Source organism: Nocardia brasiliensis IFM 10847, from assembly GCF_000710915.1.
In the GTDB taxonomy this organism is placed as follows: domain Bacteria; phylum Actinomycetota; class Actinomycetes; order Mycobacteriales; family Mycobacteriaceae; genus Nocardia; species Nocardia brasiliensis_A.
On sequence record NZ_BAUA01000100.1, the window covers coordinates 14,025 to 27,459 of the forward strand.

At 70.2% G+C, this 13,435-nt stretch carries 15 protein-coding genes; 13 read left to right on the forward strand and 2 right to left on the reverse strand.

What is annotated here, in order from left to right:
* Positions 1-48: 48 nt before the first annotated feature.
* From recD to NBRGI_RS21380, 6 genes are all read left to right on the forward strand, one after another.
* On the forward strand, positions 49-1,965 hold the full coding sequence (gene recD, locus NBRGI_RS21355; protein WP_029899028.1) for an exodeoxyribonuclease V subunit alpha: 1,917 nt from the start codon (positions 49-51) through the stop codon (positions 1,963-1,965).
* Between the two features lie 49 nt (positions 1,966-2,014).
* On the forward strand, positions 2,015-2,488 hold the full coding sequence (locus NBRGI_RS21360) for an RNA polymerase sigma factor (protein ID WP_029899029.1): 474 nt from the start codon (positions 2,015-2,017) through the stop codon (positions 2,486-2,488).
* Positions 2,488-3,105 (forward strand): methylated-DNA--[protein]-cysteine S-methyltransferase, encoded by a 618-nt coding sequence (locus NBRGI_RS21365; protein ID WP_029899030.1) that lies wholly within the window; start codon positions 2,488-2,490, stop codon positions 3,103-3,105. Before NBRGI_RS21360 ends, NBRGI_RS21365 begins: the two co-directional genes overlap by 1 nt.
* 63 nt (positions 3,106-3,168) lie before the next feature.
* A complete protein-coding gene (locus NBRGI_RS21370) occupies positions 3,169-3,897 on the forward strand; it encodes a 2OG-Fe(II) oxygenase (protein WP_029899031.1) in 729 nt (242 codons plus the stop codon).
* Between the two features lie 7 nt (positions 3,898-3,904).
* Positions 3,905-4,168: an Ada metal-binding domain-containing protein gene (locus tag NBRGI_RS21375; protein WP_029899032.1), complete on the forward strand. Its 264-nt coding sequence runs from the start codon at positions 3,905-3,907 to the stop codon at positions 4,166-4,168.
* A 61-nt stretch (positions 4,169-4,229) separates the two neighbouring features.
* Entirely contained in the window at positions 4,230-4,736 is a 507-nt protein-coding gene (locus NBRGI_RS21380; protein ID WP_029899033.1) for a methylated-DNA--[protein]-cysteine S-methyltransferase, read from the forward strand.
* Between the two features lie 55 nt (positions 4,737-4,791).
* Here NBRGI_RS21380 and NBRGI_RS21385 read toward each other — a convergent pair whose 3' ends face one another.
* Positions 4,792-5,733 (reverse strand): alpha/beta hydrolase, encoded by a 942-nt coding sequence (locus tag NBRGI_RS21385; RefSeq protein WP_029899034.1) that lies wholly within the window; start codon positions 5,731-5,733, stop codon positions 4,792-4,794.
* 282 nt (positions 5,734-6,015) lie between these two features.
* Between NBRGI_RS21385 and NBRGI_RS21390 the strand changes: the two genes are divergently transcribed.
* The 4 genes from NBRGI_RS21390 to NBRGI_RS44040 all read left to right on the forward strand — a co-directional run bounded on the left by NBRGI_RS21390 (position 6,016) and on the right by NBRGI_RS44040 (position 9,492).
* Complete coding sequence (locus NBRGI_RS21390; protein WP_029899035.1) at positions 6,016-6,612, forward strand: TetR/AcrR family transcriptional regulator; 597 nt, start codon at positions 6,016-6,018, stop codon at positions 6,610-6,612.
* Positions 6,613-6,714: 102 nt separating this feature from the next.
* On the forward strand, positions 6,715-7,917 hold the full coding sequence (locus NBRGI_RS21395) for a cytochrome P450 (RefSeq protein ID WP_029899036.1): 1,203 nt from the start codon (positions 6,715-6,717) through the stop codon (positions 7,915-7,917).
* Positions 7,918-7,922: 5 nt separating this feature from the next.
* A complete protein-coding gene (locus NBRGI_RS21400) occupies positions 7,923-8,153 on the forward strand; it encodes a ferredoxin (RefSeq protein ID WP_029899037.1) in 231 nt (76 codons plus the stop codon).
* Positions 8,154-8,292: 139 nt separating this feature from the next.
* On the forward strand, positions 8,293-9,492 hold the full coding sequence (locus NBRGI_RS44040) for a sensor domain-containing diguanylate cyclase (protein ID WP_029899038.1): 1,200 nt from the start codon (positions 8,293-8,295) through the stop codon (positions 9,490-9,492).
* A gap of 3 nt (positions 9,493-9,495) precedes the next feature.
* Here the strand turns inward: NBRGI_RS44040 and NBRGI_RS21410 are convergent, their stop codons facing one another.
* Positions 9,496-10,314, reverse strand: coding sequence for an SDR family oxidoreductase (locus NBRGI_RS21410; protein WP_029899039.1), 819 nt, complete (start codon positions 10,312-10,314; stop codon positions 9,496-9,498).
* A 172-nt stretch (positions 10,315-10,486) separates the two neighbouring features.
* On the opposite strand from NBRGI_RS21410, the gene NBRGI_RS45320 reads away from it, so the two are divergent.
* The 3 genes from NBRGI_RS45320 (at position 10,487) to NBRGI_RS21425 (ending at position 13,330) form a co-directional block, all read left to right on the forward strand.
* Complete coding sequence (locus NBRGI_RS45320; RefSeq protein WP_051727930.1) at positions 10,487-12,016, forward strand: serine/threonine-protein kinase; 1,530 nt, start codon at positions 10,487-10,489, stop codon at positions 12,014-12,016.
* 114 nt (positions 12,017-12,130) lie between these two features.
* On the forward strand, positions 12,131-12,985 hold the full coding sequence (locus NBRGI_RS21420) for a hypothetical protein (RefSeq protein ID WP_029899041.1): 855 nt from the start codon (positions 12,131-12,133) through the stop codon (positions 12,983-12,985).
* 30 nt (positions 12,986-13,015) lie between these two features.
* Positions 13,016-13,330, forward strand: a complete 315-nt coding sequence (locus NBRGI_RS21425; protein ID WP_029899042.1) for a hypothetical protein — start codon at positions 13,016-13,018, stop codon at positions 13,328-13,330.
* Positions 13,331-13,435 lie beyond the last annotated feature (105 nt).

Here is a 13,435-nt window from a genome sequence, read left to right on the forward strand (position 1 = left end):
GGCCGCGCCGGCGCGGCAGCGGTGCGTTTCCGGGGAGCGGAGGACGCGGTGACCTCGATCCAGTTGGCGCAGCGCGGGACCGGGCTGCTGCGCACCTTCAACGAGGCGGGCGTGCTCTCGGCCGCCGACGTGCACGTCGCGGTGCGGCTCGGCCGATTGGGGCGGGAGGAGACCGGCGCGGTGCTGTTCGCGGCGGCCCTGGCCGTGCGCGCGGTGCGTTCCGGCTCGGTCTGCCTCGAGCTGCACCGGATGCGCGAGATCGGCATCGACGCCGACGAGACCTGGGACACCGGCGAGCGGATCGACCCGGCCACCTTGCCGTGGCCCGATATCGAGGCGGTGGTGGCCGCGCTGCGGGCGAGCCCGCTGGTGACCGGCGGCCCCGCGGGCCCGTTGCGGCCGTTGCGGCTGGTCGAATCGCAGGGCCGCGACGATTCCGGCCCGCTGCTCTACCTCGATCGGTACTACCAGCAGGAGCAGACCGTGCGCCGGGTGCTCACCGAGCGCTCCGGCGATCATCCGGTGGTGGACCCGGATATCGTTCGGCGCGAACTGGATCGGCTGTTCGACGCGCCAGTGGACGGGACGCCGGACCGGCAGCGGCTGGCCGCCGCGCTCGCCGCGACGCACTGGACCACCGTGGTCGCGGGCGGCCCGGGCACCGGCAAGACACACACCATCGCGCGCATCATCGGCCTGCTCGACGCGCACCGCAAAGCCAACCCCAAACTGCCCGCGCTGCGGATCGCGCTGGCCGCGCCGACGGGTAAGGCGGCGGCCCGGTTACAGGAGGCAGTGCGCGAACAGGCGGCGGCACTGGGACTGCCCGATCTGACCGCCGCCACGCTGCACCGGCTGCTGGGTTGGCAGCGCGGCCGCACCACCCGGTTCAAGTATCACGAATTCAACCGCCTGCCCTACGACGTGATCGTCGTCGACGAGACGTCGATGGTGTCGCTGACCATGATGAGCAGGCTGTTCGCCGCGCTGCGCCCGGACACCAGGCTGGTGCTCGTCGGCGACCCCGACCAGCTCGCCTCGGTGGACGCGGGCGCGGTGCTCGCCGACCTGGTCGCGGGACCGGTCGCGGGCACGCCGAATCCGGTGCTCGATCAGATACTCGGCGCGGATTCGCCGGAATCGGCCGCGCCGGAACAACATCCGGCGGCTTTGAGCGTGCTGGAGCGCACCCGGCTGCGCGGCGGCATCGTCCGGCTGACCCGGGGTCGCCGCTTCGGCGGCCGGATCGCGGACCTCGCGGTGGCGGTCCGCGCGGGCGACGCCGACACCGCGCTCGAGCTGCTGCGCGCGGGTGGGGACGAGCTGTCGCTCTGCGCACCCGACGAAATGGCCGCCGTGCGTGCCGATGTCGTGCACGCGGCGCGCGCGGTGACGGCCACGGCGCTCGACGGGGACGCGGCGGGCGCGTTGACCGCGCTGGAATCGCACCGGCTGCTCTGCGCGCATCGGCAGGGTCCGTTCGGCGTCGAGCGCTGGGACCGGATGGCGGCCGAATGGGCAGCAGCCGGGGGAGCGGGGCCCGAATCCTACCATGCGCCTTGGTATCCGGGGCAGCCGCTGCTCGTCACCGCGAACGATCACGAGGCGCGCATCTACAACGGCGACACCGGCGTGGTGGTCCGCATGCCCGACGGGTCGCTGCGCGCCGCGCTGCAACGCGGCAGCGAGCCGTATCTGGTGCACCCCACCCAGTTTCCGGCGGTGGTCACCGTGTTCGCCATGACCATCCACCGCAGCCAGGGCAGTCAGTACGACACCGTCTCGGTGGTGCTGCCCGAACCGGAGTCGACCCTGCTGACCAGGGAATTGCTCTACACCGCGATCACCCGCGCCCGCCGCCACGTCCGCATCATCGGCACCGACGAGTCGATCCGGGCCGGTATCGCGCGCCGTGTGCTGCGCGCCAGCGGGCTGTCCCGGCCCGCCGGGGCGGACGGGCGGTGACCGGCGGGTCTCACGTTTCCGGCGACCCGCGCGTCTACCCGGTGTGAGATTGCCTCCGTTCGAGGAAGTGGTGGCCGAGTACGGCCCGATGGTGCTGCGCGTCTGCCGGGCGGTGCTCGGCCCGACGGACGCGGCCGACGCGTGGTCGGAGACGTTCCTCTCCGCACTGCGCGCCTACCCCGACCTGGACGCCGACGCGAACATCGAGGCCTGGCTGGTCACCATCGCGCATCGGCGCGCGATCGACGTCGGGCGCGCACTGACCCGCGCGCCCGTCCCCGCCGAGACGCTGCCCGAGCGTCCCGCCGCGAGCCCCGACCCGGCGGATTACGACCCCGACCTCTGGGCTGCCTTGAAAGCGTTGCCGCCCAAGCAACGTCAGGCCGTCGCCTACCACTATCTGGCAGGCCTGCCGCATGCCGAGATCGCCCGGCTGCTCGGCAATTCCACCGACGCCGCCCGCCGCGCCGCCGCCGACGGCCTGAAAACGCTGCGCAAGCTCTACCCGAAGGATGAGACATGATGGCCACCATCGACTGTGGCGACCCGGACGGTCTGTTCGACGGCCTCGCGTCCGGCGACGCCGAGCTGCTGGCGGTGCTGCGGCGCCGGCTGGCCGAGCAGGCGCAGGACGCCGGGCTGCTCGACGTCGCCTACCGGACCGTGGACACCCCGGTCGGCACGCTGCTGCTCGCGGCCACCCCCGCCGGGTTGGTGCGGGTCGCCTACCCCAACGAGAACCACGACGCGGTACTGCACACGCTCGCCGAGCGGGTCAGCCCCCGGGTGCTGGCGGCACCTGGTCGGCTCGCTGCCGCGGCCCGCCAGCTCGACGAGTATTTCGCCGGTGCGCGAACACATTTCGAGCTGCCGCTGGATTTGCGGTTGACGGCCGGCTTCCGGCGGCAGGTGATCGAGCAGCTGAGCGCGATCGGCTACGGCCGCCGGGAAAGCTATGCCGCGGTCGCGGCCGCGGTCGGCAATCCGCGCGCGGTGCGCGCCGTCGGTTCGGCCTGCGCGCACAACCCGCTGCCCGTGGTGATCCCGTGCCACCGGGTGGTCCGCAGCGACGGCTCGATCGGCCAGTACGTGGGTGGCAGCGTCGCCAAGTCCACGCTGCTCACCCTCGAAGCCGCATGAATGCCCTTGCCGCGCAGGTCGAGGGGCACGCGCACCGACTACCCGCTGAACTATGGAGGCGGCATGACCGACACGAAAATCACTGCTGCACCGGCTGATCGCGTGGCCGCGCAATCCTGGCCCGCCCTCGTCGAGGAGTTGGACGCGTACGGCTGCGCCCAGACCGGCCCACTGCTGACCCCGGCCGAATGCGCCGAATTCACCGGCATGTGGGAAGATCCGGGGCGATTCCGCTCCACCATCGATATGGCCCGCTACCGCTTCGGCCAGGGCACCTATCGCTATTTCGCCGACCCGGTACCCGAACCGATCATGGCACTGCGCGCGGCCTTCTATCGAAAGCTGTTGCCCGTCGCGCGTTCCTGGGCCGAACGGCTCGGCGATCCCGCGCCGTGGCCCGACGATTTCGCGGAGTGGCTCGCCACCTGTCATGCCGCGGGGCAGACCAAGCCGACGCCGATCCTGTTGCGCTACACCGCGGGTGATTGGAACGCGCTGCACCGCGACCTCTACGGTGACCTGGTCTTCCCGTTGCAGATCGTGCTCGGCCTGGACCGGCCGGGCCTCGACCACACCGGCGGCGAGTTCCTGCTCGTCGAGCAGCGTCCGCGCGCCCAGTCGAAGGCCACCGTCACAGTGCTCGGACAGGGGCACGGCCTGATCTTCACCACCCGCGACCGCCCGACGCCGTCGAGTCGGGGCTGGTCCCGGGCGCCGGTCCGGCACGGCGTCAGCCGCATTCGCGGCGGGATCCGGCACACGCTGGGCCTGGTCCTGCACGACGCGCAATAGCGCGCGGATGTACATGCTGCTGGACGGCACGGGCCGCCCGTACGAGAGCTCGACCCCGGGCCGGTACGGCGGCCATCGGCGCGGCAAACTCTACGGGCGGCTCGACTGCCCGTCCGCCCTGCGCGCGCTCTCGCGTGGCGCCTACCGCGCGCACCGGGTGTTCTTCGCCGACGAGGCCACCGCGCTCAGCGCGGGGTATCGCCCGTGTGCGGTCTGCCTGCCCGAGCGGTACGCGGCATGGAAAGCGTTGCGGCAGAACGGCTCCGAATGATCTCACGTTCCGGCTCGGGCACGCGTCTACCTGGAGTGGAGATCGAACGAAGGAGTCGGATATGAATACAGCCGCACGTACCGTGCACACCTCGGTCCTCGGGAATCTGCATCTGACAGCAGGGCCCGCGGGTCTCACCCGCGTCGAGTTCACGAACGCACCCGCCGCTGCGCCGACCGCCGAGAACTCCTGTGCGCTGCAGTATCTGCTCGCCGCGGTCCGGCAGATCGACGCCTACCTGGCGGGCACCCGCCGCGAATTCACCGTGCCGCTGGACCGTTCCGGTTGGAGTGCCTTCGATCGGGACGTGCTGTCCGCGCTCGAGACCGGCACGCCCTACGGCCACACCACCACCTACGGCGCACTGGCCCGTGCTCTCGGACGTGGTCGCGCCGACGCCCGCAAGGTCGGCGGTGCACTCGCCAGGAACCCGCTGCTGCTGCTCATCCCGTGCCATCGCGTGCTCGGCGCGGGCGGCGCGCTCACCGGTTACGCGGGTGGGTTGCCCGCGAAACGCGCGCTGCTCGACCTCGAATCACCCGATCTCCGTTTGCCCTTGGCGGTCTGACCCGGGCGCGCGAGCGCCGAGCTACTTCCGGACGGAGACGGTTGGGGTCGGGCCCCTATGCCCCGATGGCGCGAGCCAGGTGCGGCCACGAGTCGTGCAGATCGGTCTCGAACTGTCCCCAGGTGTGCGCGCCCTCGGGCCGGTTGACGTGGATCACCGGCAGTCCGAGCTGGGTCAGCCGGGCCGCGAAGGCCGCCGTGCACGAGCTCGCGATCGCCTCGACCGGCGGGAACGGCAACCCGCCTTCGTCGATCGCGCCCGGCGTGCCGGTCGCGGCGGACAGGTAGATCGTCTTGCCGGCGAGCGCGGCCGCGTTGGCGAAGGCGTCGTGCACCCGCCAGATCGCGTCGCCGGGCGCGCCCCACATATTGGCCGTGTTCGCGCCGCCGCGTCCCACCTGCGCGTTGATCATCGCGGTGCCGAGCGCGTCGGCGGTCCACGGGCAGCCGCTGTACGCCGCGACCGCGCTGTACAGGGGGCCGGACTGGATCGCGAGATCCACCGCCGAGCCCGCGCTCATCGACACCCCCGCGATCGCGTTGCGCCCGGTGCTGCCGAGCCGGGCGTCGAGCACGCCGGGCAATTCCTGGGTGAGGTAGGTCTGCCACTTGTTGCGGCCGATCACCGGATCGTCGGCTACCCAGTCCGTGTACAGACTGAACTTGCCGCCCACCGGCATCACCACGTTGACGTGCTTGTCCGCGAAGAACTCCCGCACATCGGTGTCGTCCCACCAGGAGATGCCGTCCTCGCCGCCGCCGATGCCGGTGAGCAGGTACAGCGTCGGCGCGGGCCCGCCGGCGGCGCGGATCACGCGGTTGCTCACCACGCGATCCATCGCGGGCGAGTACACGTCGATGCGCGAGATGGTGTCGGCCAGCGGCACCTCCTCCACCAGGCGCGCCTGCGCCGCGGCGGGCCGCACGGCCAGCACGGTCAGCACCAGGCAGGCGGCCAGCACCCCGGCCGCGGAGATCAAAGACTTTGAAACCGGCATGGTTTCGCTATACCGCCGGATGATCATGATGAAACCCCCTGTGCCGCGACCCGATCCAGAGCTGGTCGGCCGCTGCTGCCCGGCGACGGGCCGATTCGCCCACGCGCACCGTGCCGTACCGCCGCACCGCAGTTACCGTCCGGCTTCCAGGCTACGAGCCGCGGCGGCGACGCGGTGGCCCTGAGAAAGTGGGGCACCACAATCCGGGTCGGGCTCGGCGCCCGCCGGTCTGTGCGGCCCTGCAATACGCTGCTCTTCCGTGATCGCGCGACCGGAGGACCTATGACCAGTGACCAGCAGCCGGCCAGCCGCAAGAAGGACGCGGCGAGCACCAGGGCCGCGATTCTGGCGGCGGCCCAGGAGCTTTTCGCCGAGCGCGGCTACGAGCGTGCCACGGTGCGCGATATCGCGGCGCGCGCCGAGGTGAATCAGGCGTTGCTGTTCCGGTACTTCGGCAACAAGGACGAGCTGTTCCGGGCGGCGCTCGCCGATCGTGAGCGCCGAGTGCTCGAGCAGGGTCCGGCCGAAACTCTGCTCGGCCGGGTGCTCGCGTGGGCGTTGCAGTCCGAGGGCGAACCGGCCCGCGGCAACTGGCTGCAAGCCGCCTTGCGCTCGAGCGGCCACGACGAGGGCGCCTCGGCGATCCGGCGGGAACTGGGCGACGACTACGTGCGCGCGCTGTCTTCGCTGAGCGACGACCCGGACGCGGAGTTGCTGGCCGATCTGGTGCTCGCCTGGGTGCTCGGCGTCGGCCTGATGCGCTCGGTGCATCGGCGCGAACCGCTGGCGAGCGCCGATCCCGCGGTGGTTGCCCGGCATGTGCTGCGCGCGGCGCAGGTGCTGCTCGCTGGAGTCGACGTGAATTTCCCTCCGCCGTAACGAAATCCGTCCGTTGACGGGGCGTTGTGAGCTGCCTAACATGGGATGAATGTAAGCGCGCGCTTACATCGCCCAGTGCCGGCGTCGGGAAAGGGAGAGCTCATGACCGCGAGTGCCGAGGTTCGCCGATACCCCTTCGGTGAGCCGTTCCGTCTCGATATCGACCCGCTCTATGCGCAACTGCGCCGCGAGGAGCCGATCACGCGCGTCCAGCTGCCCTACGGCGGTGCGGGCTGGCTGGTCACCCGCTACGAGGACGTCAAACTCGTGCTCGCCGACCAACGCTTCAGCCGCAGCGCGGCGGTGGAGCGCGAGGACATCCCGCGGGCCACTCCCGAACCCGCGCGCCGCAATTCGTTGCTCAGCATGGACCCGCCCGAGCACAGCAGGCTGCGCAAGCTGGTGGCCAAGGCGTTCACCGGCCGCCGCGTCGAGCTGCTGCGCCCGCGTGCGCAGGAGATCGTGGACGAGCGCCTGGCCGCGATCGAACGGCTCGGCCCGCCCGCCGATCTGGTCGAACAGCTGGCACTGCCGCTGCCGGTCACGGTGATCTGCGAAATGCTCGGTGTCCCACCGCGAGACCAGCATCGATTCCGCGACTTCTCCGACACCGTGCTGTCCACCACCGCTTACACCCGCGAGCAGATCGCCGCGGCGCGGGTGAATCTGGAGGCCTACCTCGCGGAGTTGGTCGCGCAACGCCGGGCGGAGCCGACCGACGACCTGCTCGGCGCGCTGGTCGCCGCCCGGGACGACGAGGACCGGCTGACCGAAGACGAATTGGTCAATCTCGGTATCGGCCTGTTGATCGCGGGCCACGAGACCACGGCCAACCAGCTCGCGAACTTCACCTACGTCCTGCTCACCAACCCTGGGCAGTGGGAAATGCTCTGTGCCCGACCGGATTCGGTCCCCGCGGCGATCGAGGAACTGCTGCGCTACGTCCAATTGGGTTCCGGCGGTTCGTCTCCCAGGATCGCCACCGAAGACATCGAACTCTGCGGCGTCACCGTGCGGGCGGGCGAAGCGGTTTTCGTGAACACCCAGGCCGCCAATCGCGACGAGGCCGTGTTCACCGACCCGGAGACCCTCGATCTGGCCCGGCAGCACAACCCGCACTTGGCTTTCGGGCACGGCGTGCACCACTGCCTCGGCGCGCAACTGGCCCGGGTCGAGCTCCAGGTGGCGCTAGGCTCGTTGCTGCGGCGGTTCCCGACCCTGCGCCTCGCGGTGCCGATCGAGGACGTGCCGTGGAAAACCGGCCTCCTGGTGCGGGGGCCGAAGGCGCTACCGGTGAGCTGGTGAGACTCATGACCGAGCAGAAATGGCAGATCACAGTCGACCGAGAGCAGTGCCTCGGTTCCGGCATGTGCGTCGGGATGGCACCCGAACACTTCACCCTGGTCGACGGACGCTCCAGCCCGATCGCCGACACCGTCGCTCCGGACGAATTCGTCGTCGACGCCGCCGAATCGTGCCCGATCGAGGCGATCCGGGTGCTGGCCGCCGGCACCGGCGAGGTCATCGCACCCGGTCCCTAGCGAACAAAGCCGTCCGAATAACGATTACCTGCGGCGATAGGGTGAATCTCACGTTGCGCCGACGGCCGGTCCCGTCCTACTGTCGATCCGCGAGCCGAGTTGGATGATCAGGAGAAGTCCGACCTGAGGCGGTGACCCGATGGCCGACGGGCGATCGATGTTTCGAACGTGGTGGCAAGACCCGGTCGACTATCGCCGACTGGTCGAGACCTTCGGGTCCCATTCGGCGCTGGGCCGATTCAAGTTCATGCTCGGCGCCGGTGGGATCGTCATGCTGACCATCGCGGTGCTCGCATCGATCGCGCAGGGGGATGTGGCCGGCCCGGTCGGCGAGGTGCAGGGCATCGTGGAAGCGCTCGTAGCGGGCGCCTGGACGGTGCGCTGGTGGTTCTTGCCGTGGCCGCGGGAGAAGGAATCGCTGCTCTGGATCGTCTTCTTCGATCTCGATACCGCCGCCAACGACGTGCTGGTGCACGACCGGGTCGTCGGCGTGCTCGGGGTGGTGCTGCTGACCGCGATCGGCGCGTATGTGACCGTCTTCCACGGTCCGCGGGTGCTCGCGCTGCACATCGGCTGGACGCTGCTGACGAGCGTGGTGCTCGCGACGTTGATGGTCCAGGGCGCGCTGGCGGACAACAAGCCGACCACCCGCACGGCCGATCTCGCCCTCGGCCTCGCGGTGGTGCTGGTGATGATGGTCGTGGTCGGCGTGATGCTTCCGTTCATCCAGTTCAGTCACTGGCTGCTGCGCAAGGACGCGCTCTCGGATCCGCTGACGGGGCTGCTGAACCGGCGCGGGCTCGACAACCGGCTGCCGTCGTATCTGGGCCACGGCCGCCGCGGCGCCGCCTACGTCGCCACGCTGGACCTGGACCGCTTCAAGGTCGTCAACGACACCTTCGGGCATCCGTTCGGTGACGAGGTCCTGGTGCGTACGGGTGAGCGGTTGCGCGCGGCCGCCGACGCGGACGCGCTGATCGCGCGCACCGGTGGGGAGGAGTTCGTGGTCGTCGGATATCTCCGCGAGGATCCGGCGGCGGTCGGCGAGCGGTTGCGCGACGCGCTCGCGACCATGCCGGACCTGCCGGTGCGGATCACGGCCAGCGTCGGCGTCGCGGTGCTCGATCCCTGTCATCCCAAGGCCGTCTACACCTCGGCGCTCTATCGCGAACTGCTGCGCGGCTCCGACTCGGCGATGTACCGGGCCAAGCGGCTCGGTGGCAATGCGGTGGTACTCGCCGAGCAGAACGAACCGAACTCGGCCCGGCCATGGCGCGTCCCGGACCGGCGCGCCATGGCGGACCTGCGGTGGCATCCGGAGATGCTGTACCGGGGTTGAGGCTCAGTTGCCTTGGGCGGCAGCGGAAACCGGCTGCCACTGCTGCCAGAGCGCGAGCCGGGACTCGTATTCCGCGGTCGCGATGGACAGCGGGATCTCGCCGAGGAACATGCGCAGCGGCGGCTGGTCCGCGTCGACCACCGCCAGGATCGCGGCGCCGGTCGCCTCGGGATCACCGGAGCGCTGCACGGCCCGCTGTGCCGCCCGGCGCTCGCGTGCTCCGTCGTAGGCGGGGTTGGGGGTGGCGTGTTTGGACGACGGACCGGCCCAGTCGGTACCGAACCCGCCGGGTTCGATCAGCGTCACGTGGATGCCGAACTCCGCGACCTCCTGAGCCAGCGACTGCGAGAACGCCTCCAGCGCCCACTTGGACGCGTGGTACGCGCCGAGGTTCATGAACGCCGCGATGCCGCCGATGCTGGAAACCTGCAGGATGTGACCGCTGCCCTGGGCCCGCAGGATCGGCAGCGCCGCCTGGGTGACCCACAGCGCGCCGAACACGTTGGTCTCGAACTGGGCGCGGAACTGCTCCTCGGTCAGCTCCTCGATCATGCCGAACTGCCCGTAGCCCGCGTTGTTGACGACCACGTCGAGCCGGCCGAAGTGCTGTGCGGCCTGCTGTACGGCGGCGAAATCGCCCGCCCGATCGGTGACGTCCAGCCGGATCGGCAGGAACGTCTCGGGGTACCGGGCGGTGAGATCGTCGAGCGTGCTCAGGTCGCGGGCGGTGCCGGCGACACGGTCACCGCGGCCCAGTGCGGCAAGCGCCCATTCCCGGCCGAAACCCCGGGAGACGCCGGTGATGAACCAGATTTTGCTCATGAATCGACGGTAGTCACCTGGAGTGCGCTCCAAGCAAGGAGGGAATGCGTCACGGCGGCGAAGAACTCGGCAGCGTCCGGTCGGTCGCCGTCGGCGGGTGGGGCACGGCCTACGCGCGTTATGCTCGCCGTCGATCAGCATGCGTTCGACGGGAAGGATCGTAGTGTTAGGGGTGGGTGACACATTCGCCGACTACCTCGTCGACGGCGTGCTCGGCCAGGGTGGGATGGGCACCGTGTACCGGGCCCGGCATCCGCGGCTGCCCCGGCTGGTCGCGCTCAAACTGCTGCACCGGGCGATCTCGGAGGACCCGGAACTGCGTCGCCGGTTCGAGCAGGAAGCCAATGTCGTTGCCCGCCTGGAACATCCGGGCATCGTCGGCATCTACGATCGCGGTACCCAAGACGGGCACCTGTGGATCTCCATGCAGTACGTCGCGGGTACCGATGCGGCGCGGATGAATCCGCGTGCCTTGACGCCCGCGCAGATCGTGCGGCTCGTCGCCGAGACCGCCGACGCGCTCGACTACGCGCACAGTCGCGGCGTGCTGCACCGTGACATCAAACCCGCGAATATCCTGCTGGCCGAACCGGACTCCGGCCGCGGGCCGCGGGCGATCCTCACCGATTTCGGCATCGCCCGCCAGCTCGACTCCGACACCAAGCTGACCGCCACCGGCACGTTCACCGCCACCCTCGCCTACGCCTCGCCCGAGCAGCTCTCCGGGGAGACGATCGATCATCGCGCCGACCAATACTCGCTCGCCTGCACGCTTTTCACGCTGCTGGCCGGGCAGACGCCGTTCCCCGCGACCAATCCGGGCCAGATCATCGCGGGCCACCTGGCCAAACCGGTGCCGCGGCTGAGCGAGGGCCGCCGCGATCTACCCGCGGCGTTGGACGAGGTGATCGGCCGCGCCATGGCCAAGCAGCGGCACGAAAGATTCGCCACCTGTAGCGAATTCGCGCACGCGGCGGCGGCCGCGCTGCATCGGCCCGCGGTACCCGCCGCCCGACTGTCGCCGACGGTGCACAATGCGCGGCCCGAGTCCGCGCGATCGGAACCGGTGCGGGCAGAACCCCATCGTCGGGATCCGCATCGCCCGACACCGCTGCGGGCCGAGGCGCAACGGCCCGAGACCCGCCGAGCGACCGTCGTGGACGGCGATCCGCAGCGCCGGGTCGTCCCGACCCTGGTCGCTCAGTCGCCGAGTGCGGCCGGGCCCGCGGGCGCGTCGGTCTACCCCTGGAACATGTCGCCGGTGGGCGATCCGCCGCCACCGTCGGGCGCGACCGCGCGGACCGCCGCCGTGCTCGCCGGGATGTACGGCTTGATCTCGCTGCTTCCCACGTTCGCCGCGGCGACCGAACTGCGGTCGGGCAGACAGCGGGGGCCGGGCTTCGACTTCACCCTCGAATACCTCGCGGTCGGTTTTATGGGCGCCTTGCTGTCGGTCGTGCTGATCTTCGGTGCTGTGGCTTTGCTGGCGCGTAAGCGCATCGGCCGCACGGTGGTGGTCGGCGGGTGCGGCCTGGCCGTGCTGGCGGCGTTGCTCGGCTTGGCGGTCAGCGCGGCGAACCACTACCCGATCGGCCGGACGTTCTGCGGCGGCGGGCTGGTCCTGTTCCTGATTCCGCTGTGGTGCGCGCTCGCTCCCCCGACCGGTCGATGGCTCGCCTATCGACGCCCCGCTCGCCGCTGACGGCTGCCCGGCTCGCTAGGGTAGCGGTGTGTTTGCCTGGGAGACTTCACGTGGCGGCAGCCTGCCCCTTGCCTGTCGGCCACTTTGCGCTCGCACGCTTCGATGATGTCGAGAATGACGATCAGGCGCGGTCTCCTCATCGCTGTCGCGGCGCTCGCCGTGACCATCGGCAGCACCGCGACGGGACCAGTTCCGGTAGCGGCGGCGGCCTCGAACGCGGAGCCGAGTTTCGAGGTGAAACTCAATCTGGTCGCCGGGGCGCTGGACGCCTCCGGCGCGCCGAACGCGGACGTGCGCACCACCTTCGGGCTCGGCGGCAGTGCCAAGGCGCTCGCCTACGAATACTTCGACACCGCTCCGCTGGACTTGAACAGCGCGGGCTGGAGTGTGCGGTTGCGGCACAAGGACGGCAGCTCGTTCGACCTCAACTACAAGAAGCGCTTCCCGGTCGTCGACGGCGATCTCGACGCCGCGCTCACCCAGGCAAACCAGCAGGGTTTCGATTCCTCCGACACCAACTACGACGCGCAGGTCGACTGGACCTACGACAAGATGACGTTGAGTTTCGCGAACAAGAAGTCCGCGTCGGCGAAGGGCTACCAGGGCACCGCGTTGCCTGCCGAGGCCGAGGCGCGCAAGCTCCTGGTCGATCAGATTCCCGGGAAGTTACAGAACTGGTCCGGCTCGAACTGGGGTAAGAACAAGCTCGCGGACTCGCGGCAGCACGGTCCGGTCCAGGCGAAGAGCTGGTCCGGCAGCTGGCAGGGCGCCGACCTCGACGTCGAGGTGGTGCCGGTGCGCAACGCGGCGGGCGACGGCAGCGAGACGATCATCGAATTGTCCTTCAAGGCAGACACTTCGGCGCAGGCGAGCGCGTTGCGTGACCAGGCGATCAGTTCGCTGCGGTCCAAAGGCTGGCTGGCCCCGACCGACGTGCTGAAGACCGATCTGATCCTGCACCGGTACTGAACCCGCGCACCGGCATGCCATGCTGGCGGCATGGAGTCGCCCGAGGCCGAGATACCGCGCATCCTCGACCGCGTGCTCGCCGTCGTGCGTGCGGCGCCGCAGGACCTGAGCTGGCAGCGCCGCTACTCGGACGAACAAGAACTCATCGATGACCTGAGCGACTGCGCCCGGCGGCTCCGGCAGCACGACCTGAGCCGGCTGGACGAGCTCCGATTCGTGTTCGCGCCCACCGGTGCGCTCTGCGAGATCGCCGCGAGCAGCGGGTGGCTCGACCTCTATACGGTGCTCGGCAATCGCTTCGACGAGCTCTACGCGCAGTTGCGCAAGCCCGCGGACGGCGCGTGAGTTCTTACCCGATTTTGCCGTCGCCCTGCCCCAGGTTTGCGCGGCGGCGGTGAATATCGAACGTAGCACCGGCGATTCGCGCCGGGCCGATCGATGCGGAGTTCA